This is a genomic window from Variovorax glacialis (assembly GCF_051216375.1).
Classification (GTDB): Bacteria; Pseudomonadota; Gammaproteobacteria; order Burkholderiales; family Burkholderiaceae_C; genus Variovorax.
Map to the genome: position 1 here is coordinate 62,432 of NZ_JBPJZT010000002.1, position 22,944 is coordinate 85,375.

Below are 22,944 nucleotides of genomic sequence, written 5' to 3' on the forward strand. Positions count from 1 at the left end.
CATCTCCTCTTCCTCTAGCGCATCCCGGCCCTTCAGACCCGCATTCGCCGTCGTGGCGCTCTCGCTTGCCTGCCTTTCGGGCTGCGCTTCCCCGCCGCCCGCGACATCGACGCCGCCGCCTGCTCCAGCGGCGGCCACCCGGCCTGCACCGACGCCCCCTCCCCCACCCTCGACGCCGACACCCCAAGGCACGGATCCAGCCCAGTTCCAGGCGCAGTTCGCGCAATGGGTCGCGGCTTTCCGCGCCTCCGCGCGTGCGGAAGGCATCAGCGATGCGACGCTTCACGGGGCGTTCGACAACGTCCAGTACCTGCCACGCGTCATCGAACTGGATCGGGCACAGCCCGAGTTCACGCGCAGCGTCTGGGACTACCTCGACAGCACCGTGTCGCCCCAACGCGTCGCACTCGGCCAGGACAAGCTGCTGCAGGTGCGGGCCGAAGCCGATGCTGCTGCAAGGCGCTACGGCGTTCCGCCGAGCGTCGTGGTCGCGATCTGGGGCATGGAAAGCAACTATGGCGGCAACTACGGCAGCACGCCCACCATCGACGCATTGGCGACGCTCGGCTTCGAAGGGCGGCGGGAAGACTGGGCGCGCCGCGAACTGCTCGCCGCACTGAGGATCATCGACAAGGGCGACATCGACCGCGAGCACATGGTCGGGTCGTGGGCCGGCGCCATGGGCCAGACCCAGTTCCTGCCCTCGAACTTCCTGGCCTACGCCGTGGACGCCGACGGCGACGGACGGCGTGACATCTGGGGCAGCATGGCCGATGTGACGGCGTCGACCGCGAACTTCCTGTCGCGCTCGGGGTGGCAGGCCGACAAGCCCTGGGGCGTCGAGGTCCGCCTGCCGGCCGGCTTCGACTACGGGCGCGCCGATACGTCGGTGCGCCAGCCGTCCGCGCAATGGGCCGCCGACGGCGTGCGCACCATGGACGGCCGACCGCTGCCCGAGTTTGCCGACGGCACGATCCTGCTGCCTGCCGGCTATCGCGGGCCGGCTTTCCTGGTCGGGCCGAACTTCCGGGCCATCCTCCGCTACAACAATTCGACCAGCTACGCGCTCGCGGTCGGCCTCCTCTCGCAGCGCCTGACCGGCGGCCCTGACGTTCAGACGCCCTGGCCGCGCGATCTGGCCGTTCTCTCGCGGAGCCAGCTGCTCGAACTGCAATCGACGCTGAACCAGCGTGGCTTCGCCACCGGCGTGCCCGACGGCGTGATGGGCCCCGCCACCCGCGACGGAATCCGCCGCTACCAGCGCAGCGCCGGCCTGCCCGCGGACGGCTATCCCTCCGCGGAGCTGCTCCAGCGCCTTCAAAAACCCTGAGTCCGGCGATCGCGCGAAAACGAAAGCATTGCGGCCGTGACAAATTGCACTAGGGCGAAACTGTATCGAATTGTGTAATGCGGGTCGCACTGCCCCCTATTTCACGATTCCAAAGGAGCCCTTCGTGCGTATTTCCGCTGCCAGTCTCGCCCTCACCCTGACCCTGCTCGCCGGTTGCGCCACGCAGCCACCGACCGCCGCGAAGGACGTTTCGACCGTGAAGCTCGCGAACGGCATCCTGGTCAACGAAAAGGGGCTCACGCTCTACACCTTCGACAAGGACGCACCGAACAGCGGCCGCTCGGTCTGCAACGGCGACTGCGCCGTCAAGTGGCCGCCGGTCATGGCCGCCGAAGGCGCCAGGCCGGGGGGTGGCCTGTCGGTGATCACCCGCGACGACGGCCGCAAGCAATGGGCCTTCAAGGGCCAGCCGCTCTACACCTGGCCCGAGGACCAGGAGCCCGGCGACGTCTACGGCGACAACTACAACAAGGTCTGGCACGTCATCAAGACGAGCCAGCTCTGAGCGCATGCGCAAATCACTCGTCGCGCTGGCCGGCGCGCTTTTCTGCACGTTCTGTGCGGCCACGCCGCTGCAGGTCAGCGTCCTCGACAAGGACGGACAGCCCGTGGTCGATGCGGTCGTCGTCGTGGCGACCGCTTCGAAGGCCGCGCCGTCCCACCCGCTGCCCAGGGAAGTGACCATCAGCCAGGAAAAGATGCGCTTCGTTCCGGCCGTGACCCTCGTCCCCGTCGGCGCCAAGGCGCGCTTCGTCAACAACGATCCGTGGGAGCACCATGTGCGCGCTTCCGCCGCGGGCGTCGCGCAATTCGACGCCGGCCCGGGGGGCGGCTTCGAGCTGATGATCGCCGGCAAGCCCGAAGGCAAGCCGGGGAAGACCGCCGACGCCGTCTTCGACAAGGCCGGTGCCGTGTTGCTCGGCTGCCACCTGCACAACTCGATGCGCGGGCACGTCTACGTGAGCGATTCGCCCTGGGCGGCGCTGACCGGCACGGACGGCCTCGCCACGCTCGACGTTCCTGACGGCGCCGCATCGATCAAGGTGTGGCATGCCGACCAGCTCATCGACATCGCGCCAGTGCAGGTCATGCTCGGCGACGGCCCCGCCAAGGCCACGCTGCAGCTCAACGTGGTGCCGCGGCGCAAGCGGATCTGAGGCTGAGACGATGACCGAGCCTGGCGCCCTGCCCGACGAGGAACTGCTGGAGCGTGCGCACCAGTTGCGCCTGCTCGCGCTGCGCGGCCACCGGCAGGCGCGCGGGGCGGCCCATCAGCACGAGACCGAGGTGCGGCGCCGGTTCGGCCATCCGACGACGCTGCAAGCCACGCTCGAACCGGAACCCGTTCGTCGCCGGCCGTTCTGGCGCTTCTGGTAGCGCCTGCCGGCGCGTCGATCAGGCGCGCAGCAGCACGTTGAGTTGGTCGACGGTCTCCGCCCATTCGGCGTCCTCGCCGATTTCCTCGCGCAGGAACTGCGCCTGCCCGGGCGTCCAGAACGGCGCTTCGGCCAGGCGGATCTCGCCGGCCAGAGGTCGGTGCTGCGCGACGAAGGCATCGATGTCGGGCTGGGTGCTTGGCAGACCCAGTTGCCGGAACAGGTTGGGAAGGCTGTGTTCGGTGAGGTCCATGGGTCGATTCTCCACCCAAAGAAGCCCCCGGCGTTGTCCCCGCGCCCCGTGGACAGACTTGTGGACAACAGCATGCACAACGCAGGGAATTGGCTCCAGACTTGGCCTGCAACGCGATGCCTCGTAAACAGGCAGTCGGCTGTCCGTCGCGTTTTCGGTCGCAATCCCTACCACAACTCCGGTACGGATCCGGGATCGAAGCCGCCTATTGCATGTGCGCCAGGTCGCGGACATCGGAGCGCACCGCAGCCGGGTCCGCGCCTTGCAGCGGCAGGCTGATCAGCAGTTCCAGCCGCCGGCGCAAGGCGTACAGCATCTGAAGCGCCGCCTGATCGATCTGCCCGGGGCTGTCGAGCGCCGCGACGTCCGGAAAGGCCCAGAGCGCGGAGTCGGGCTGGCCCGGCCAGGAAGGCTGGGCCGGCAAGGTCGACTCGTCGAGCGTGATGATGAAGTTCGCGTGCGGCGAACTGGAGCGCGTCAGATCGTCCCAGCCGCGGGGTTGCAGCGGCGGCACGGGAATGCCCGCGCTGGCGAGGGCGGCGATCGCCGCGGGATGAATCTCCTCGCTGACGTGGGCCGGATGACCGCGGGAATAGGCGATGAAGCGACCCGCGCCGAGGTGCGCAAGGCAGGCCTGGGCAAGAACGCTGCGCAACGAGTTGCGTCGCGATACGAAAATCACCACGATGCGCTTTGCGACCATTGAAAACTGTTTGAAACGAACGACAGGACGTAGCGTAGAGGCGCGGAGGCCATTTCCGCAAGGTGCGCTACCCCCGAAATGACAAGGAGACGCCACGCAAAGACGGCTTTGCCGTCTTCGTCCATGGCTTCGCGGCCATTTCTCAAGGAAGCAATTCGATGAGCAAGGAACTGGACAGGTTGAGGCATCTCGTTGCGAAGATGCAGGTGCGCTATGGCGAATCGGATCCCGACGTGCAGCAATTGGTCGAGGATGTGAACGCGCTCGAGGTGCACGAGGCGAGGGAACGCCGGACATTCCAGGCGCAGGAAGCAACCCGGCGATGGGACCGCGGCGCGAGCCGGGTCCATGGCACGGGCCCCCGGGCGTCCTGAATTCTTCACCCGCACAGCGCCCCGGCTCATGCGCTGCGCGCATGCCGGTGACCGTGCCGTGCCCCAAGGAAACCCCATGCGGCGGAAAAAGACGCCTACCGAACGAATCCAGGTGACGGATCAGGTCGGGAAACTGCACGTCGTCGTGAAGTACTCCGAGTACCTCGAACCGGATCCGGGCGACAGCGCCCCGCCGGCCCCCGGCGAAGTCGCCTCCGAATACCGGCTTGCCACGGGGCGGATCGTCGACAAGACCGGCGACGACACCTTCGAGACCAGCGACGGCACGCTCCGGCTCAAGACCCTGTAGCCGATCTGTCGATCTTGCGACACTTGGCGCCATGACCCACCTCGACGCCAACCAGCTCGCACTCATCGACACCTGCGCCAGGGCCTCGCTCGAACTGCTGGAACGCAACCTCACCCCGCACGGCATCCTGGCGGCGAGCCGGACCGAAGCGGCCGTGGCGCGGCGCTACACGCGGATCTTCGGGCGCGACGCCGCGATCTGCGTGATGGCGATGTGCGGCAGCGGCGTGCCCGCGCTGGAAGAAGGCGCCGTGGCCAGCCTCGAAGCACTTGCCGCGCAACAGGCGGCCAATGGACAGATCCCCAAGTACGTCGACCCGGAAGGCCATGATGCCGACTTCTGGTATCTCGGCTGCATCGACGCCACCCTCTGGTGGCTGATCGCGGTGGACCACGTCCGTCGCCACGGCGGGGTCGGGGCCTCGCGCTGGAGCGATGGCGTCGCCCGTGCGATCCAGTGGCTGCTTGCGCAGGAGCACCAGACCTTCAGGCTGCTGCAGCAGAACGAGGCCAGCGACTGGGCGGACATCATGCCGCGCTCGGGCTATGTGCTCTACACCAATGCGCTGTGGTACGAGGTCAAGCGCCGCTTCGCGCTCGATGAGGCCGAGGCGACGCTGCACCACTTCAACCACCTGTTCAACCCGTTCCAGCGCGACCTGCCCGAATACCACCGGGCCCGCTTGCTGCGGCACTATGCGCGCCGCGGCCGGCGCGACCCCGGGCTGTACCTCAGCTTCGTCAATCTCTCGGTCGTCGGCGACGAGGGCGATGTGTTCGGCAACGTGCTGGCCATACAGAGCGGGCTGGCCGATTCCGCGATGGCGCGCCGCATCGTCAAGACCATCGTCGCGGCGAACGCCTCGGAGCCGTATCCGGTGCGGGTCACCCTGCATCCGCTGACTCGCCAGGACGCACTGTGGCGTCCGTACATGGCGCGCCACCAGCAGAACATCGTCCACCAGTACCACAACGGCGGCATCTGGCCCTTCGTCGGCGGCTTCTGGGTGATGGCGCTCGCCAAACTGGGTTTGCATGCGCGGGCCTGGAATGACCTGGCGCGCCTCGCGCAAGCGAACGAACTGGGCGATTGGCGCTTCACGGAATGGTTTCACGGGCGCACACTCGCGCCCATGGGAATGCCGGGACAGAGCTGGAACGCAGCGACTTTCCTGCTGGCCCGGCGCGCCTTGTCGGGCGAAGGAGCGGCATGGTGATGCAAGCAGCCCGCAAGTCATAGGGCGCGTGAGTTCCTGTCCGACACGGGGTCGCGCGCTTCGCACCTGCGATGGGTGGTATCGCCGGGCTAGAAAGAGGATTCCCTCCAAGGACAGCCGCCGTGAGTTTCTCATTCGACGACACCGATGCCTATCTCTTTCGCGAGGGAACGCATTCACGCCTTTACGACAGTCTCGGTGGCAGGCTAGCGCCTGACAAAGAGGGCGCTTCATTTGCCGTGTGGGCCCCCAACGCACGCTCGGTCTCGGTGATCGGCGAGTGGAACGGATGGGACGGTCACGCCGACCCGCTGACGCCGCGCGCCGATGCCACCGGCGTCTGGGAAGGCCGCAGCCCGCACGCGCGGCACGGCAACGCCTACAAGTTCCGGATCGTCTCGCAGAGCGGGCAGGTGCTCGAAAAGGCCGATCCGCTGGCCTTCTATTGCGAAACCCCGCCGGCCACCGCATCGCGCCTCTGGGCGCTCGACTACACCTGGGGCGACGACGCATGGATGCAGACCCGCGCGTCACGCAACAGCCTCGATGCGCCGGTCTCCGTCTACGAAGTGCATCCGGGCTCATGGCGCCGGGAGAACGGGCAGCCGCTGGACTATCGCGCGCTCGCCCATGCCCTGGCGGACTACGCGGTGTCGGTCGGCTTCACCCATGTCGAACTCATGCCGATCACCGAGCATCCGTTCTACGGCTCGTGGGGCTACCAGACCACGGGCTACTACGCGCCGACCGCGCGCTACGGCACGCCGCAGGATTTCATGTACTTCGTCGATCACCTGCACCAGCGGGGCGTCGGCGTGCTGCTCGACTGGGTGCCCTCGCATTTCCCGAACGACGCCCACGGGCTCGCGTCCTTCGACGGCACGCAGCTCTACGAGCATGCCGATCCGCGCCAGGGCTTTCATCCCGAATGGAACTCGGCGATCTTCAACTACGGCCGCGACGAGGTCCGCAGCTTCCTGATCTCCTCGGGCCTCTTCTGGCTCGACCAGTATCACGTCGACGGCCTGCGCGTGGATGCGGTGGCCTCGATGCTCTATCTCGACTATGCGCGCCGCGGCGGCGAATGGATCCCCAATCGCCATGGCGGCCGCGAAAACCTCGAGGCCGTCGGCTTTCTCCAGGAACTCAACCGGGCGGTCTATCGCGAGCATCCGGACACATTCACGGTGGCCGAGGAATCGACCGCCTGGCCGCAGGTCTCGCGTCCCACGGACATGGGCGGCCTCGGCTTCGGCATGAAATGGAACATGGGCTGGATGCACGACAGCCTGGCCTACATGCACGAGGACCCGGTCAACCGGCGCTACCACCACCACAAGCTGACCTTTTCGCTGGTCTACGCCTTCACCGAGAACTTCCTGCTGCCGCTCTCGCATGACGAGGTGGTCTACGGCAAGGGCTCGCTGATCAACAAGATGCCGGGCGACCCCTGGCAACAGTTCGCCAACCTGCGCTCGCTGCTCACCTACATGTGGGCGCATCCGGGCAAGAAGCTGCTCTTCATGGGTGGCGAGTTCGCGCAGCGCAGCGAATGGACACACGAAGGCCAGCTCGACTGGGCCGCGCTCGAATCGCACGACCACCGGGGCGTGCAACACCTCGTGGGCGAGCTCAATCGCCTCTATCGCGCCGAGCCGGCCCTGCACGAGCTCGACTTCTCCGCCGACGGCTTCCGGTGGCTCGAACCCAACGACCATGAGCAGAGCGTGCTCGCCTTCCTGCGCCGATCGCGCGCCGGCGACACCGTGCTCGTCGTCAGCAACATGACGCCAGTACCTCGCCAGAACTATTGCGTCGGCGTCCCGCACGGCGGAACATGGCACGAATTGCTCAACAGCGATGCCTCCGCATTCGGCGGCTCGGGGTGGGGCAACCTCGGCGCGGTGGAGGCCGCGCCGATGCGGTCGCACGGGCAGGCTCTCTCCGTCTGCCTGACGCTGCCGCCGCTGTCCACACTGTTCCTGAAAGCCGGGGATGCTTAGCCGACTCTTCGCCAGAAACGAAGCCGTCCCGACCGAGGCCACGCCGGCCCCGGACGGCAGGAGCCGCGCCGTCGTGGATGCGGTGCTGCCCGTGGTTGACGGCGGCCGGTTCGCCGTCAAGCGCGTGGCCGGCGAACCGGTGTGCATCACGGCGCATGTCTTCACCGACGGCCACGACGTGCCGCGCGTCATGCTGCACTGGTGGAAGGACGGCAGCGAACGCCGCCACGAGCAGCCGATGAAGCTGCGCTACAACGACGAATGGCTTGCCGAGTTCACGCCGCCCGTGCCGGGACGCTATGTCTACACGGTGTCCGCCTGGGTCGACGGCTTCGAGTCCTGGCGTCATGAGCTGATCCGGCGGGTCGATGCGGACGACATCCGCCTCGCCGCCCGCACCGGGGCACTGGAGATCAAGGCGGCGGCCGAACGGGCCGCCGGCGCGGATCGCGATGCGCTGGTCGAATGGGCGCGCTCCCTCGAGGAAGGCGCGGCCGATACCGCCATGCAGGCGACCGACCTCAAGGCCCTCGCGCTCGACGAAGGTTTCGCCGAGACGGCGGCCCGCTATCCGGACCGGCGACTCGAATCGCGCTTCGCCGCGGAACTTCCCCTCGTGGCGGATCGGGAGCGCGCGCGCTTCAGCACCTGGTACGAACTGTTCCCGCGCTCGGCCTCCGACACGCCCGGCGCGCACGGCACCTTCCGCGATGTCGAGAAGCGCCTGCCGCTGATCGCCGCGATGGGTTTCGACGTGCTGTACTTTCCGCCCATCCACCCGATCGGCCGCCTGCAGCGCAAGGGCCGCAACAACGCGCTCGTCACCGAGCCCGGCGACGTCGGCAGCCCCTGGGCCATCGGCGCGGCCGAGGGCGGACACAAGGACATCCTGCCGGAACTCGGCACGCCCGAGGACTTCCGGCACCTGATCGCCCAGGCCGCGACGCTGGGCATCGACATCGCCATGGACATCGCCTTCCAGTGCGCGCCTGACCACCCCTACGTGAAGGCGCATCCGCAGTGGTTCCGCTGGCGACCCGACAACAGCGTCCAGTACGCGGAGAACCCGCCGAAGAAGTACCAGGACATCTACCCCTTCAATTTCGAAAGCGAGGACTGGCAGGGGCTCTGGGCCGAACTCAAGTCCGTGTTCGACCACTGGATCGGCGAAGGGATCACCGTCTTCCGCGTCGACAACCCGCACACCAAGTCCTTTCCGTTCTGGGAGTGGGTCATCACAGAGATCAAGCGGTCGCATCCGCAGGTCATCTTCCTGGCGGAAGCCTTCACGCGGCCGAAGGTCATGCACCGACTGGCCAAGCTCGGCTACACGCAGTCGTACACCTACTTCACCTGGCGCAACACCAAGGAAGAGCTCACCGCGTACTTCACCGAACTGACGCAAGGCCCGGGCAAGGAGTACTTCCGCCCGAACGTGTGGCCCAACACACCCGACATCCTGCATGGTGCGTTGCAGACGGGCGAAGAGCCCGTGTTCAAGTCGCGCCTGGTCCTCGCCGCCACGCTCGCGGCGAGCTACGGAATGTACGGGCCTGCCTACGATCTCCTCGAATACAAGCCGCGCGGCCCGTCGAGCGAGGAGTACCTCGATTCCGAGAAGTACCAGCTCCGACATTGGGACTGGAGCGCCGAACAGGGCCTGCGCCCCTTCATCGCGCGCATCAATCAGATCCGCCGCGCCAACGAGGCGCTGCAGTCCGACCACACGCTCAAGTTCCTGGACATCGACAACGACCAGCTCATCGCCTACATGAAGACCTCGCCGGACGGCGACCGCGCCGTGGTGACCGTGGTCAATCTCGATCCCCACCACACGCAGATCGGCTGGCTGCATCTCGATCCCTTCGAGATCGGCCTGCCGGCGGATCGTCCCTTCCAGATGCACGACCTGCTGAGTGACCAGCGCTTCATGTGGCGCGGCACCCACCACTACATCGAGCTCGATCCGAACCGCCTGCCCGCCCACGTCATGGCCGTGCGCCGGCGCGTTCGTGACGAGCGTGACTTCGACTACTACGCATAGGGTCCGTGATTCATGAACGCTCCCCTGCCCGCACTCGCCCTCGAAACCACCGAGATCGACACTTCACAGGACCCCACGTGGTACCGCGATGCGGTCATCTACCAGGTCAACGTCAAGGCCTTCCTGGATTCGAACGACGACGGCATGGGGGACTTCAAGGGCCTGGCCAGCAAGCTGGACTACGTGAAGGACCTGGGCGTCAACACCATCTGGCTGATGCCCTTCTATCCGTCGCCATTGCGCGATGACGGCTACGACATCGCCGAGTACGAGGGCGTCCACAAGCAGTACGGCACGCTGGACGACTTCCGCGAGATGCTCAAGGAAGCGCACCGCCGCGAATTGCGCGTGATCACCGAGCTGGTCATCAACCACACCTCGAGCGAACACCCGTGGTTCCAGGCCGCACGCGCGGCGCCACCGGGCTCGCCCGAGCGCAACTTCTACGTGTGGAGCGACACCGACACGCTCTACTCGGGCACGCGCATCATCTTCACGGACACGGAGAAGTCCAACTGGACCTGGGATCCGGTCGCGAAGGCCTACTACTGGCACCGCTTCTTCAGCCACCAGCCCGACCTCAACTTCGACAATCCGGAAGTGCTGGAGGCGGTGTTCCGCACCATGCGCTTCTGGCTCGACATGGGCGTCGACGGCTTCCGGCTCGATGCCATCCCCTACCTGATCGAGCGGGACGGCACCACCAACGAGAACCTGCCCGAGACGCACGACGTCATCAAGAAGCTGCGGGCAGCGATCGACGCGAACTACAAGAACCGCTTCCTGCTCGCGGAAGCGAACATGTGGCCCGAAGACGTGCGCGGCTATTTCGGCGAGGGCGACGAATGCCACATGGCCTACCACTTCCCGCTGATGCCGCGCATGTACATGGCCATCGCGCAGGAAGACCGCGACCCGATCGTCGAGATCATGCAGCAGACGCCCGACATCCCCGACAACTGCCAGTGGGCGATCTTCCTGCGAAACCACGACGAGCTGACGTTGGAGATGGTGACCAACCGCGAGCGCGACTACATGTACACGACCTACGCGGCGGACATGCAGGCGCGCATCAACCTCGGCATCCGCCGCCGCCTCGCGCCGCTGATGGACAACGACAAGGACCGCATCAAGCTGATGAACAGCATGCTGCTGTCGATGCCCGGCTCGCCGATCATCTACTACGGTGACGAGATCGGCATGGGCGACAACGTCTTTGTCGGCGACCGCAACGGCGTGCGCACGCCGATGCAATGGAGCCCCGACCGCAACGCGGGCTTCTCGCGCGCCGATCCGCAGCGCCTGTACCTGCAGCCGATCATGGACGCGATGTACGGCTACGAGGCCGTCAACGTCGAGGCCCAGTTGCGCGACAAGAGTTCGCTGCTGCACTGGACGCGGCGCATGCTCGCCGTGCGCAAGACCAGCCGGGCCTTCGGACGCGGGCGACGCACTTTCCTCAAGCCGGGCAATCGCAAGATCCTCGCCTACCTGAGCGAGCATGACGGCGATGTGATCCTGTCGGTGTTCAACCTCTCGCGCGCGGCGCAGCCGGTCGAACTCGACCTGTCGGCGTTCAAGGGCCGGGTGCCGGTCGAGATGCTGGGGCGGACCTCCTTCCCGCCCATCGGCGAGCTGCCCTACCTGCTCACCCTGCCCTCGCATGGCTTCTATTGGTTCAGGCTCGCCGACGAGGCGCCAATGCCGAGCTGGCACCAGGAAGGCGTCGCCCTGCTGGACCGGCCGGTGCTGGTGCTCTTCGACGGCTGGACCAGCATGTTCAGGGACCGCGTCGTCCCATGGCGCATGGGCTTCGCCGACCGGCTGAGCAAGCAATTCGAGACCGACACCCTCCCGCCGCACATCGAGGCCCAGCGCTGGTACGCGACCAAGGGTTCGCGCATCGACCGCGCGCAACTCGGCGACAACGCGATCTGGCAGATCGACGGCTACAGCTGGATGCTGCCGCTGCTGTCGCTCAAGGGCCCGCCCGAGCCGGCGACCTACTTCATGCCGCTCGCGCTGGCGTGGGAGGACACCGACGAGGACCGCATGAAGGCGCTGCAGCCGGCGGCCATCGCCAAGGTCCGCCAGCAGGCGCACGTGGGCGTGATGGCCGATGCCTTCTTCGACGTGCCCTTCTGCCGCGCCTTCGTGCGCGCGATCGTTCGCGACACGAAACTGCCCACGGCCCGCGGCCAACTCCACTTCCGGCCCACGGCGCTCGGTCGCGAATTCCCGATCGAGGTGATCGACGATCTTCCGGTGGGCGCGCCGAGCCCGGTCAGCAGCAACACGGTCGTCACGCTCGGCGAGACGCTGTTCCTCAAGGGCTACCGGAACGTGCGCCCCGGCGTCAATCCGGAACTCGAGATGGGCCGCTTCCTCACCGAGGATGCCGGCTTCGTCCACGGCGTGCCGATCGCCGGCGCGCTCGAATACACCGGCACCGACGGCACGGTCATGACGCTTGCGCTCCTGCAGGCCTACGTGCCGAACCAGGGCGACGGCTGGGAATACACCCTCGGCTACCTCGAACGCGTGCTTGCCGAGATTCGCGATACCAACGGCCACCTGCCGCCCGACCCGCACGGCGCCTTCCTCGCGCTGATCCGCATCCTCGGCGCGCGCACCGCCGAACTCCACAACGCTCTCGGACTGCGCACGGGCAACGCGGCCTTCGACCCCGAGCCGATGACGGATGCCGACTTGCGCCACGTCCGCGAGACCGTGCGCGCCGAAGCCGTGGCAACCCTGCGGCAACTCGGCGAAGCCGACCTTTCCGCATTGCCCACCAGCGCGCGCGAGGACGCCGTCCGCCTCCACGGCATGGCCGAGGCCATCAACCGCTTCGTGGACAGCATGGCGCTTGAAGCCAAGGCCGCATGGCGCACGCGCTTCCATGGCGACTATCACCTCGGCCAGGTGCTGCTGACCCGCAACGACTTCGTGATCATCGATTTCGAAGGCGAGCCGGCCCGTCCGATCGAGGAGCGCCGCACCAAGCAGTCGCCGTTGCGCGATGTCGCCGGCATGCTGCGCTCGTTCAACTACGCGCGCTGGAGCGCCCTGCGCCGCGCCGCACAGAACGCCGACGAACTGATTCGCCTCGACACCGCCGCGAAGGGGTGGGAGCACGCGACGCGCGAAGCCTTCCTGGCAGGCTACAGCCAGGCGCTGGCGTCGGCGGCAGGCCCCATGGACATGCAATTGCTGGAACTCTTCGAACTGGAGAAGGCGTTCTACGAATTGCGCTACGAATTGAACAACCGCATCGACTGGGCGCCGGTCCCGCTGACCGGGATCCTCGCCCTGCTCGACCGCACCGCGGTTCGATGACGGCAACGCACAAGGCCATCCCGGAGGAATCACCCATGGAAAGCTTCTCTATCCATCTCGAGCCCTTGCGCGCCTTCCTGTTCCAGGTCGGCGCGCTGCTGCCGCGGCTGTTGTTCGCGGCGCTGGTCGTCTTCGCGGGCTGGCTGCTCGCCAAGGCGGTGCGCTTCACGGTGATCCGCGGCCTGCGCGCCATCAACTTCCATGTGCTCACCGAACGCTCCGGCATCGACAACTTCCTGCGGCAAGGCGGCATGGTGTCGGATTCGACGGTCGTCTTCGGCGCGCTGGCCTACTGGCTGGTGATCCTCATCTCGCTCGTCATCGCATTCAACGGCCTCGGCCTGAGCTACGTGACGGACCTGCTCGGGCGGGTGATGTGGTTCGTGCCGAACGTGTTCGTTGCGTTGATGGTGCTGGTCTTCGGCGCCTACTTCGCGAAGTTCGTCGGCGATGCCGTGAGCACCTACGGTCGCAACACCGGCGTGCAGGACTCGATGCTGCTTGGCAAGGTCGCGCAGTACGCCATCCTGCTCTTCGTGGTGCTCATCGCGCTCGACCAGATCAAGGTCGGCGGCGACATCGTGCGGCAGAGCTTCCTGATCATTCTCGCGGGCATCGTCTTCGCGCTGGCGCTGGCCTTCGGGCTCGCGGGCAAGGACTGGGCCGCGCGGCGGATCGAGGAATGGTGGCCGGGCGACCGGACGCCATCGCGCCCGGGGTTGCGCGATACGGCCGCGCCCAGCCCGGGCCTTCGTGACCAGCCACCGCCCGTCACGCGCCCGAACGTGGCCGCATGGCCGCCGCGCACCGACCGAGATCGGCCGCATCCGTGAGCAAACACAGCCCTGTCCGCCTGGACGCCGTATGGCCCGGCAAGCCCTACCCCCTCGGCGCCACCTGGGACGGTCAGGGCGTGAACTTCGCGATCTTCTCCAAGCATGCCGAAAAGGCCGAGCTGTGCCTGTTCGACGACAAGGGCCGGCACGAGCGGCAACGCATCACGCTGCGCGAGCGCACCAATGACGTGTGGCACTGCTACCTGCCCGAGGCACGCCCGGGCATGGCCTACGGCTACCGTGTCCACGGACGCTACAAGCCCGAGGAAGGCCATCGCTTCAATCCGCACAAGCTGCTGCTCGACCCCTACGCCAGGGACCTGATCGGCGAGCTGCGCTGGAGCGATGCGCTCTACGGCTATTCGGTCGGCAGCAAACGGCAGGACCTCTCCTTCGACCGCCGCGACAGCGCGGCCTTCATGCCCAAGGGCCGGGTGCTCGAGACCGCCTTCACCTGGGGCGATGACCGCCGGCCCGAGGTGCCCTGGCAGGACATGGTGATCTACGAGATGCACGTGCGCGGCTTCACGATGCGGCATCCCGGCATCCCGGAGCACCTGCGCGGCACCTACGCCGCGCTCGGCTGCGCGCCGGTCATCGACTACCTGCAGCGCATGGGCGTGACCACGCTCGAACTGCTGCCCGTGCACGCCTTCCTGAACGACCGCCACCTCGCCGACAAGGGCCTGCAGAACTACTGGGGCTACAACACGCTGGGCTACTTCGCGCCCGAGGTGCGCTACAGCGCCTCGGGCAAGGTGAAGGAGTTCAAGACGATGGTCAAGACCCTGCACTCCGCCGGCATCGAGGTGATCCTCGACGTGGTCTACAACCACACCTGCGAAGGCAACCATCTGGGCCCGACGCTCTCCATGCGCGGCGTGGACAACGCCTCCTACTACATCGCGAACGCCGCGCAGCCGCGCTACTACGACGACTTCACCGGCTGCGGCAACACCGTCAACCTCGAGCAGCCGCGCGCACTCCAGCTCGTGATGGACTCGCTGCGCTACTGGGCCGAGGAGATGCACGTCGACGGCTTCCGCTTCGACCTGGCCTCCGCGCTCGCACGCGAAGCGGGCAAGGTCGAGAACCTCGGCGGCTTCTTCGACGCGATCCGCCAGGACCCGACGCTCAACCGCGTCAAGCTGATCGCGGAACCCTGGGACCTCGGCCACGGCGGCTACCAGGTCGGCAACTTCCCGCCCGGCTGGGCGGAGTGGAACGACCGCTACCGCGACGGCATCCGGGGCTGGTGGAAGGGCGACGCGGGCGTGGCGGGCGACGTCGCGCACCGGCTCTCGGGCTCGCAGGATCTCTACGGATGGTCCGGCAAGGGGCCGCACGCCAGCATCAACTTCGTGACCGCGCACGACGGCTTCACGCTGCACGACCTGGTCTCCTACAACGACAAGCACAACGATGCGAACGGCGAAGACAACCGCGACGGCAACGACAACAACCGCTCGTGGAACTGCGGCGTCGAAGGGCCGACGGACGATCCGGAGATCATCACCCTGCGCGAACGCCAGAAGCGCAACTTCCTCGCGACACTGCTGCTGTCGCAGGGCGTGCCGATGCTGCTGGCCGGCGACGAACGCGGCCACACACAGCGCGGCAACAACAACGTCTACTGCCAGGACAACGAGCTGACGTGGCTCGACTGGACCTCGTCGCCCGAAGCCGATTCGCTGCAGGAGTTCGTCGCCCTGCTGATCCGCACGCGCCGACTCCATCCCTCGTTCCGGCGCCGCAGCTTCTTCCGCGGCCAGCCGGCGGGCGAAGGCGAGACCAAGGACGTGCTGTGGCTGCGGCCCGATGGCAACGAGATGACACCCCCCGACTGGGGCGAGCACGTCCGCTGCCTCGGCATGATGTTCTCGGGCACCGGGATCATCGACGTCGGCCCGCAGGGCGAAGCCCAGCAGGACGACGATTTCCTCCTGCTGCTCAACGCCTATCACGAGCCGCTTCCCTTCACCCTGCCGTCGCGCCCCGACGACCGCTGGACCCGACAGATCGACACGGCACGCGAAAGCGCGCCGTCGCTCCCCCTCACAGAGACCACCTATCAGCTGCAGTGCCGCTCGCTGGCGCTGCTGCGACGCAGTCTCGTCAAGCCATGAAACACATCCATTCGATGCCCTTCGGCGCGGAGGCGCTCGAAGGCGGGGGGGTCCGCTTCCGGATCTGGGCGCCTGACATGGCCGAGGTCACCCTCGAATGCCAGCAGGGCGCATCGTGGCAGACGGTCGTCATGCAGCACAGCGACGACGGCTGGCACGAGCAAGTGGTCCGCGAGGCCACCGCCGGGACGCGCTACCGCTTCCTGATGCACGATGGGCTCCGGGTTCCGGACCCGGCATCGCGCTGCAACCCCGACGATGTCCACGGTCCGAGCGAAGTGATCGATCCGCGCGCCTACGAATGGACGGACGACCACTGGAGCGGTCGCCCTTGGAAAGAGGCCGTCATCTACGAAATGCATGTCGGCGCCTTCACACCCGAGGGCACCTTCACCGCGGCGGCGCGCAAGCTCCCCGAACTCGCGGCACTCGGCATCACGGTGATCGAGATGATGCCGCTGGCGGACTTCCCCGGCCGCCGCAACTGGGGGTACGACGGCGTGCTCCCCTATGCGCCGGATGCCAGCTACGGCACGCCGGCGGCGCTCAAGGCCTTCGTCGACGCCGCGCACGGCCTGGGCCTGATGGTGCTGATCGACGTCGTCTACAACCACTTCGGCCCCGAAGGCAACTACCTGCACGCCTACTGCCCGCAGTTCTTCAACCCCGATCACCAGACACCCTGGGGCGCGGCCATCAACTTTGATGGAGCGCATGCGCGCACCGTGCGCGATTTCTTCGTGCACAACGCGCTGTACTGGGTCGAGGAATACCGCTTCGACGGCCTGCGCATGGATGCCATCCACGCTATCCGCGACGCGTCCGTTCCACCGATCGTCGAGGAGGTCTGCGCGGCACTGCGTCACGGACCGGGCCGGCTTCGCGAGGTGCATGTCGTCCTGGAGAACGACCTCAACGAAGCCCGCCGGCTGGAGCGGGACGAGGAAGGCACCGCGCTCGCCGGCACCGCGCAATGGAACGACGACCTGCACCATGCGGCGCACGTGCTGTTGACGGGCGAGTCCGACGGCTACTACGCCGACTACGCGCAACGGCCGCTTGAACAGTTCGGGCTTGCGCTGGCGCAGGGCTTCATCTACACCGGCCAGCCGTCGGCCTTTCGCGGCGGCGAGCCGCGGGGAGAACCTTGCGATCACCTGCCGCTCGCCGCCTTCGTCTCCTTCCTGCAGACCCACGACCAGGTCGGCAATCGCGCGCTCGGCGATCGCATCGATGCGCTGTCGGATGCGTCGCGCCTGATGGCGGCACGCGCCTGCGTACTGCTTTCACCGCACGCGCCGATGCTCTTCATGGGCGAGGAATACGGCGCCACCACGCCCTTCCAGTACTTCTGCGACTTCGGTCCGGAGTTGGCCGCGGCCGTCACTGCGGGACGCCGCGAAGAGTTCGGCGGGTTCGCGGCGTTTGCCGGCGACAAGTCCGCGATCCAGATCCCCGATCCGAACAGCGAAGCGACATTCGCGGCGTCGAAGCTCGATGCCTCCGAACAGGCCCTGCCTGCGCATGCGGAAGTCCTGCGGCAGGTTCGCGCACTGCTCCAGGTCCGGCATGCCGAGCTCGTGCCCCGCTTCGGGAACAACACCCGCATCCACCAATGGTCGTGCGAAGGCGATGCGCTGCGCATGGTCTGGCAATTCGACGAGGCACGCGACGGCGCAGCGCCGGCCTTGCTGCATGTCGTTGCCAACTTCGGCAGTGCCGACGCAGAGGTGGCATGGCCACCGGGTCGGGTGATCCACATGATGAGCGTCCGCCAGGACACTGCCGGCGAGGCCGCGCTCGTGCTGCCACCAGGCGGCGTGTGCGCCGCCATCGAGGAGCCATCGGATGCATGAGATGGGCCACGGCGATGGCGACGCTCTTCGGCAGCTGTGCGCGCGGTACGGCATTGCCACGGAGTTCGTCGACGCATTCGGCGAGCGGCACGTCGTCACGCCCGACGCGCTCGCGGCGCTGCTCCTCGACGCGGGCTTCGTCGCGCAAGGTGCGGATTTCGCAGCGGCCGAAGCGGATGCCGATCGCGAGCCATGGCTGCGCGCACTTCCACCGGTGCACGTGGTCGCTGCGGGTTCCGAGTCGTTCACGATCGACGTGCGCCTGCCGGCACATGTCGCGCATTTCAAGTGGCGCATGGTGGACGAGAGCGGCGCCTTCCACGAGAGCATCGTCGAGACGGCACGACTCCACGTCGCGCAACGCGTGCAGATCGACGGCGAAGACCTCGTGCGGTACAGCCTGCCGATCGCACTGGCGCTGCCCGAGGGCTACCACCGCCTGAGCATCGTCACCTTGCCGGGCGAGACCCTGGTCGTCTGCGCGCCGGACCGATGCCACGCACCGTCCGCCCTGGAAGGCGGTGCGCGCGTCTGGGGATTCACGCTTCAGCTCCACGGCCTTCGCTCGGGCCGCAACTGGGGCATCGGCGATTTCACCGACCTGTCCGAGTTCGTGGCGCGTGCCGCGCGCCAGGGCGCGGATGTCGTCGGACTCAATCCGCTGCACGCGCTCTTTCCGCACAACCCGGCGCATGCGAGTCCGTACAGCCCTTCGTCGCGTGCGCAGCTCAACGTGCTCTACATCGACGTCGAGGCGTTGAAGGACTTTGCGGATTGCGCAGCTGCCCGTGAGCGCGTGCGATCTACGGAGTTCCAGTCGCGACTGGATGCGCTGCGGACCAAGACGCTCGTCGACCACGCCGGCGTGGCAGCCGCCAAGCATGAAGTGCTCGGGCTGATGTATCGCCGGTTCCGCGAGCGAAACGATGCCGACCCCGAGGTTCGCGCCTTCGCACGGTTTCGCGAACGTGGCGGCGACGCGTTGACGCAGCATGCACTCTTCGAAGCGCTGCAGTCGCATTTCCATGCCGCGGATTCCAACGTCTGGGGCTGGCCGGTGTGGCCGGAGGAATACCGCGATCCGGCCTCGCAGGCCACGAAGCAGTTCGCGGTGGCGCACGCCGAGCGCATCGGCTACTTCGAATACCTGCAATGGCAGGCTGCGCGTCAGCTCGAAGCGGCCGGCGCGCGTTGCACCGCGCTCGGCATGGGCCTCGGCCTCTACCTGGACCTGGCCGTGTCGGTCGACCGGGCCGGCTCCGACGCCTGGCGCCATCGCAGCAGCTTCGCGCTCGACGCGCGCGTCGGCGCCCCGCCGGACGCCTTCAACGTCGAGGGCCAGGACTGGGGCCTGCCACCGCTTCGCCCGGACCGGTTGCGCGAATCGCACTACCGCGTCTTCATCGAGTCGCTGCGCGCCAACATGCGCGGCGCGGGCGCGATCCGCATCGACCACGTGATGATGCTGATGCGCCTGTTCTGGATTCCGGCCAAGGGCACGCCGCGCAACGGCGCCTACGTGCACTACCCCGTCGACGAGCTGTTCGCGATCCTCGCGCTCGAAAGCCGGCGCCACCGATGCCTGGTGATCGGAGAGGACCTCGGCACCGTGCCCGACACCATGCGCGAGACGCTGCGCCGCTATGGCGTGCTGTCTTACCGGCTCCTGTACTTCGAGCGGCATCACGATGGAAGCTTTCGTGCGCCGCACGAGTACCCGCGCGATGCCGTGGCGGCGGTCAGCACCCACGACCTGCCGACGCTCGCCGGATGGTGGACCGGCCGCGATCTGCAGGTACGCCATGAACTCGGACTCATCCCGGACGCCGGGAGCTTCGAGCACCAGCGTCGCGATCGCGAGGAAGAACGGCGCCGGCTGGTCGGGGCGATGCAGGGAAGCGACGCCGTGCCGATCGATCCGGCAAAGCCATCGCTCGAAGCATCCGACGTGGCAGCGATTCATGGCTTCCTGGCCGGCGCGCCTTCGAAAGTGATGATGGTGCAGCTGGAGGACGCGCTCGGCGAGATCGAGCAACCCAACCTGCCCGGCACGACCTTTCAGCACCCCAACTGGCGGCGCAAGTACAGGCAGCCGGTCGAGACGCTGTGGAATGACGAGACGGTGCGGGAGGTAGGAGCCGCCCTGGCGCGCGCCCGGCCCCACGAGGGCGAACGCGCGGAAGTGCGCAGGCGCCAGCTGTCGCGCGTGCCTCGGGCCACCTACCGGTTGCAGTTCCACAGGGGATTCGGCTTCGACGATGCCGCGCGCATCGTTCCTTATCTCGCCATGCTGGGCATCAGCCACGTCTATTGCTCGCCGATTCACCGCGCCCGCCCGGGCAGCATGCACGGCTACGACGTCGTGTCGCACGACGAAGTGAATCCGGAGCTGGGCGGAATGCCGGCCTTCGAGCGTTTCACGCTGACGCTGCAGCGCCACGGCATGAGCCAGCTCATCGACCTGGTGCCCAACCACATGGGCGTGCTCGGCACGGACAACCGGTGGTGGATGGACGTCCTGGCGAACGGCATGGCCTCGCGCCACGCCACCTACTTCGACATCCACTGGCAGTCCCCGACGCCGGGCCTGTCCGGCAAGGTGCTGCTCCCGGTGCTCGGCGACCACTACGGCGCCGTGCTCGACCGGGGCGAACTGCAACTGCGCTGGGACGCCGGTGCCGGCGAATTCACCGTCTGCTACTTCGACCATCGCTTTCCGCTGGCGCCCGGGACTTGCGCCGATCTCCTGGGCCGCGCGGCGGGCTCCGGAGACGAAGCCATTGCCCAAGTCGTCGAAGCGCTGAACGCACCTGCTCGCCGATCCGATCTGCACGCGCTGCTGGAGGCACAGTCTTATCGACTCGCCTACTGGCGCGCAGCGGCGGACGAGATCAACTATCGCCGCTTCTTCGACGTCAATGAACTCGCCGCGCTGCGCACCGAACGCCAGGAGGTATTCGAAGCCACGCACGCACTGGCCCTGGACCTGGCCGCGCGCGGATGGGTCGATGGCCTGCGCATCGACCACCCCGACGGCCTGCACGACCCGGCGCAGTACTTCGACCGCCTCCAGGACGGCTTCTGCGCGCGTGTCGGCGCCCACGGGCGTTCGGTCGATGCACAGGGCCGGCCCGAGCGCCCGCTGTATGTGGTCGCGGAAAAGATCGCGGCGCCGCATGAGGACGTGCCGGTTTCATGGGCCGTCCACGGCACCACCGGCTATCGCTTCGCCAATGTGGCCAATGCCGTGCTCGTCGAGAATCGCTCGGCCGATCGTCTCGGCAGGATCTGGCGCAACTTCACCGGCATGGCCGAGAGCTTCGACGAAATCGTCTACCGCGCGAAGCGCGAAGTCGCGCGCGGCACGCTCGCCTCGGACCTCGAAGTGCTCGCTTCCGCCTTGCTCGGCATTGCAAAGAGCCATCGCGCGACGCGCGACCACACGCTCAACACGCTGCGCGAGGTGATCGCGACCGTGGCGGCCTGCTTCACGGTCTATCGAACGTACAACGCCGAGGAAGCGACACCGCAGGATGTTCGCTACATCGACGAGGCCGTCGCTGCGGCGCGCGATCGGCTGAACCTGCCCGACCCCACCATCTTCGAGTTCGTGCGCGAGGCGCTGCTCGGCCTTCCGCCGGACGGCGCGACGCCCGAGACGAAGCGGGATACCGTTGCCTTTGCACGGCGCTTCCAGCAGTTCAGCGCGCCGGTGGCGGCCAAGGGCATGGAGGACACGGCGTTCTACCGCTACTTCCCGTTGAGTTCGCTCAACGAAGTGGGCGGCGAACCCGATCTCATCGGCATGACGCGTGCCGAGTTCCACGAGGCATCGGGCGACCGGCAACGCCGCTGGCCGCACACGATGCTGGCAACCTCCACGCACGACAACAAGCGCTCCGAGGACGTCCGGATGCGCATCGACGTGCTGTCGGAATGTCCTGCGCACTGGCGGCTGGCACTGCGGCGCTGGCGCCAGTTGAACGCGCCGCTGCGAGGCGTGGTCTCGCCGTCGCATGAATACCTGCTCTACCAGACGGTGCTCGGAACGCTGGGCGCCTCGGACGACGGTGCGGAAGCGCACGAGACCTATGTGACGCGCATCGTCAACTACATGCTGAAGGCTGCGCGCGAAGGCAAGGTCGGGACGAGCTGGATCCTTCCGAACCCGTCCTATGAAGAAGCGCTGGAGAACTTCGTGCGCGGCGTTCTTGCATCGTCGTCCGGGAACAGGGCCCTCACGGAATTGCGCCAGGGCGCGGCTTTCCTGGATCACTACGGGGCGCTCAACGGCATCAGCCTGACCTTGCTCAAGTACGGCTCGCCAGGCGTGCCGGACATCTACCAGGGCTGCGAACTCATCGATCGCAGCCTGGTTGACCCCGACAACCGCCGCGCGGTCGACTACGACCTGCGATTGCGGCGACTGCAGGAACTGCAGGCCTTCGCCAACCGGCCGGACCTGGCGACGACCGTGTCGGGACTTGCGGAAAAGGCCGCGGACGGGCGGGCCAAGCTGTGGGTCATCTGCCGGTTGCTGGCGCTGCGGGAGCAGGAGCCCGAACTGTTCCGCGAAGGCAGCTACGAGCCCCTGGAGGTGCGCGGCGCACGCGAACGCCATCTGGTCGCCTTCATGCGGCGCCACCAGGGTCGCGCCATCGTCGTACTCGTGGTGCGCCTGTTCGCCACGCTCGACATGGGAGCCTCGACCAGCTCGCCCTCTGCCGGCAATCAGTCTCCGTCGCCACTTTCGATCCCGTGGGACGACACCGAGGTGCTGCTGCCGCGGGGAGAACGCGAATGGCATTTCGAGGACTGCCTCACCGGGGTTTCATGCAGCGCCGCCGGCGGCCGTCTGGTCGTTGCGCCTCTTCTGCGCGCGTTTCCGGGCGCCGCTCTCGTCGCTCGCGACGTGGAGTAGTTGGCCGCGTCGTCAACCGTTTCGTCTGGCAAGCCGAGGACCGCGGCCGGCCACTCGCGGTGCAGTTTTTTCGTAGTAACAAAAAATTCTCAGGTCTTGATTTATTTGTTACTACAATCAATTGGTTTTCACGGTCATTGGAACCCCGACGTTCCAGCGCCTCGCCGCCGAAATCTGGTCCGAGGAAGAGTGGCTCGATTTCGTGCATGGATTGCTGCGAACGCAGGATCCGGAGA

General features: G+C 67.1%; 16 protein-coding genes and 1 pseudogene. 15 read left to right on the forward strand and 2 right to left on the reverse strand.

Translation table 11 applies throughout. The features are described 5' to 3' along the window. Position 1 precedes the first annotated feature (1 nt). The 4 genes from ACSFBL_RS04630 (at position 2) to ACSFBL_RS04645 (ending at position 2,728) form a co-directional block, all read left to right on the forward strand. Positions 2-1,330: a lytic murein transglycosylase gene (locus tag ACSFBL_RS04630; RefSeq protein WP_435515314.1), complete on the forward strand. Its 1,329-nt coding sequence runs from the start codon at positions 2-4 to the stop codon at positions 1,328-1,330. Between the two features lie 124 nt (positions 1,331-1,454). Then, positions 1,455-1,856 carry a COG4315 family predicted lipoprotein gene (locus ACSFBL_RS04635; RefSeq protein WP_435514590.1) on the forward strand — a complete coding sequence of 134 codons (402 nt, stop codon included), beginning with the start codon at positions 1,455-1,457 and terminating at the stop codon, positions 1,854-1,856. A 4-nt stretch (positions 1,857-1,860) separates the two neighbouring features. Further along, on the forward strand, positions 1,861-2,508 hold the full coding sequence (locus ACSFBL_RS04640) for a cupredoxin domain-containing protein (RefSeq protein WP_435514591.1): 648 nt from the start codon (positions 1,861-1,863) through the stop codon (positions 2,506-2,508). A gap of 10 nt (positions 2,509-2,518) precedes the next feature. Beyond that, positions 2,519-2,728 (forward strand): hypothetical protein, encoded by a 210-nt coding sequence (locus tag ACSFBL_RS04645; protein WP_435514592.1) that lies wholly within the window; start codon positions 2,519-2,521, stop codon positions 2,726-2,728. 18 nt (positions 2,729-2,746) lie between these two features. Here the strand turns inward: ACSFBL_RS04645 and ACSFBL_RS04650 are convergent, their stop codons facing one another. Beyond that, entirely contained in the window at positions 2,747-2,980 is a 234-nt protein-coding gene (locus tag ACSFBL_RS04650; RefSeq protein ID WP_435514593.1) for a DUF2789 domain-containing protein, read from the reverse strand. Between the two features lie 205 nt (positions 2,981-3,185). After that, positions 3,186-3,683 (reverse strand): arsenate reductase/protein-tyrosine-phosphatase family protein, encoded by a 498-nt coding sequence (locus tag ACSFBL_RS04655; protein ID WP_435514594.1) that lies wholly within the window; start codon positions 3,681-3,683, stop codon positions 3,186-3,188. A 158-nt stretch (positions 3,684-3,841) separates the two neighbouring features. On the opposite strand from ACSFBL_RS04655, the gene ACSFBL_RS04660 reads away from it, so the two are divergent. The 11 genes and pseudogenes from ACSFBL_RS04660 (at position 3,842) to treY (ending at position 22,708) form a co-directional block, all read left to right on the forward strand. Beyond that, positions 3,842-4,057 carry a hypothetical protein gene (locus ACSFBL_RS04660; protein WP_435514595.1) on the forward strand — a complete coding sequence of 72 codons (216 nt, stop codon included), beginning with the start codon at positions 3,842-3,844 and terminating at the stop codon, positions 4,055-4,057. Positions 4,058-4,133: 76 nt separating this feature from the next. After that, complete coding sequence (locus ACSFBL_RS04665) at positions 4,134-4,367, forward strand: hypothetical protein (RefSeq protein ID WP_435514596.1); 234 nt, start codon at positions 4,134-4,136, stop codon at positions 4,365-4,367. Between the two features lie 31 nt (positions 4,368-4,398). Continuing rightward, on the forward strand, positions 4,399-5,583 hold the full coding sequence (locus tag ACSFBL_RS04670) for an amylo-alpha-1,6-glucosidase (protein WP_435514597.1): 1,185 nt from the start codon (positions 4,399-4,401) through the stop codon (positions 5,581-5,583). A 122-nt stretch (positions 5,584-5,705) separates the two neighbouring features. Further along, positions 5,706-7,586 carry a 1,4-alpha-glucan branching protein GlgB gene (glgB, locus tag ACSFBL_RS04675; protein ID WP_435514598.1) on the forward strand — a complete coding sequence of 627 codons (1,881 nt, stop codon included), beginning with the start codon at positions 5,706-5,708 and terminating at the stop codon, positions 7,584-7,586. Continuing rightward, positions 7,579-9,630 carry an alpha-1,4-glucan--maltose-1-phosphate maltosyltransferase gene (locus tag ACSFBL_RS04680; protein WP_435514599.1) on the forward strand — a complete coding sequence of 684 codons (2,052 nt, stop codon included), beginning with the start codon at positions 7,579-7,581 and terminating at the stop codon, positions 9,628-9,630. Before glgB ends, ACSFBL_RS04680 begins: the two co-directional genes overlap by 8 nt. Before the next feature lie 12 nt (positions 9,631-9,642). Further along, positions 9,643-11,256, forward strand: a pseudogene (treS, locus tag ACSFBL_RS04685) (maltose alpha-D-glucosyltransferase); the annotation flags it as partial. A 180-nt stretch (positions 11,257-11,436) separates the two neighbouring features. Continuing rightward, entirely contained in the window at positions 11,437-12,969 is a 1,533-nt protein-coding gene (locus ACSFBL_RS04690) for a putative maltokinase (protein ID WP_435515315.1), read from the forward strand. Between the two features lie 35 nt (positions 12,970-13,004). Beyond that, positions 13,005-13,802, forward strand: a complete 798-nt coding sequence (locus tag ACSFBL_RS04695; protein WP_435514600.1) for a mechanosensitive ion channel family protein — start codon at positions 13,005-13,007, stop codon at positions 13,800-13,802. Continuing rightward, a complete protein-coding gene (gene glgX, locus ACSFBL_RS04700) occupies positions 13,799-15,931 on the forward strand; it encodes a glycogen debranching protein GlgX (protein WP_435514601.1) in 2,133 nt (710 codons plus the stop codon). Before ACSFBL_RS04695 ends, glgX begins: the two co-directional genes overlap by 4 nt. Further along, positions 15,928-17,787 (forward strand): malto-oligosyltrehalose trehalohydrolase, encoded by a 1,860-nt coding sequence (treZ, locus tag ACSFBL_RS04705; RefSeq protein WP_435514602.1) that lies wholly within the window; start codon positions 15,928-15,930, stop codon positions 17,785-17,787. Before glgX ends, treZ begins: the two co-directional genes overlap by 4 nt. Beyond that, positions 17,780-22,708, forward strand: a complete 4,929-nt coding sequence (gene treY / locus ACSFBL_RS04710; protein WP_435514603.1) for a malto-oligosyltrehalose synthase — start codon at positions 17,780-17,782, stop codon at positions 22,706-22,708. The genes treZ and treY overlap by 8 nt, the downstream gene beginning before the upstream one ends. Positions 22,709-22,944: the final 236 nt, after the last annotated feature.

What these genes read in the sequence shown, in the direction of transcription:
- treY (WP_435514603.1), top strand. Translation starts at nt 17,780, where the DNA reads ATGCATGAGATGGGCCACGGCGATGGCGACGCTCTTCGGCAGCTGTGC.
- ACSFBL_RS04665 (WP_435514596.1), top strand. Translation starts at nt 4,134, where the DNA reads ATGCGGCGGAAAAAGACGCCTACCGAACGAATCCAGGTGACGGATCAG.
- ACSFBL_RS04655 (WP_435514594.1), bottom strand. Translation starts at nt 3,683, where the DNA reads ATGGTCGCAAAGCGCATCGTGGTGATTTTCGTATCGCGACGCAACTCG.
- ACSFBL_RS04695 (WP_435514600.1), top strand. Translation starts at nt 13,005, where the DNA reads ATGGAAAGCTTCTCTATCCATCTCGAGCCCTTGCGCGCCTTCCTGTTC.
- ACSFBL_RS04645 (WP_435514592.1), top strand. Translation starts at nt 2,519, where the DNA reads ATGACCGAGCCTGGCGCCCTGCCCGACGAGGAACTGCTGGAGCGTGCG.
- ACSFBL_RS04670 (WP_435514597.1), top strand. Translation starts at nt 4,399, where the DNA reads ATGACCCACCTCGACGCCAACCAGCTCGCACTCATCGACACCTGCGCC.
- ACSFBL_RS04680 (WP_435514599.1), top strand. Translation starts at nt 7,579, where the DNA reads ATGCTTAGCCGACTCTTCGCCAGAAACGAAGCCGTCCCGACCGAGGCC.
- treZ (WP_435514602.1), top strand. Translation starts at nt 15,928, where the DNA reads ATGAAACACATCCATTCGATGCCCTTCGGCGCGGAGGCGCTCGAAGGC.
- ACSFBL_RS04660 (WP_435514595.1), top strand. Translation starts at nt 3,842, where the DNA reads ATGAGCAAGGAACTGGACAGGTTGAGGCATCTCGTTGCGAAGATGCAG.
- ACSFBL_RS04690 (WP_435515315.1), top strand. Translation starts at nt 11,437, where the DNA reads ATGGGCTTCGCCGACCGGCTGAGCAAGCAATTCGAGACCGACACCCTC.
- ACSFBL_RS04640 (WP_435514591.1), top strand. Translation starts at nt 1,861, where the DNA reads ATGCGCAAATCACTCGTCGCGCTGGCCGGCGCGCTTTTCTGCACGTTC.
- ACSFBL_RS04650 (WP_435514593.1), bottom strand. Translation starts at nt 2,980, where the DNA reads ATGGACCTCACCGAACACAGCCTTCCCAACCTGTTCCGGCAACTGGGT.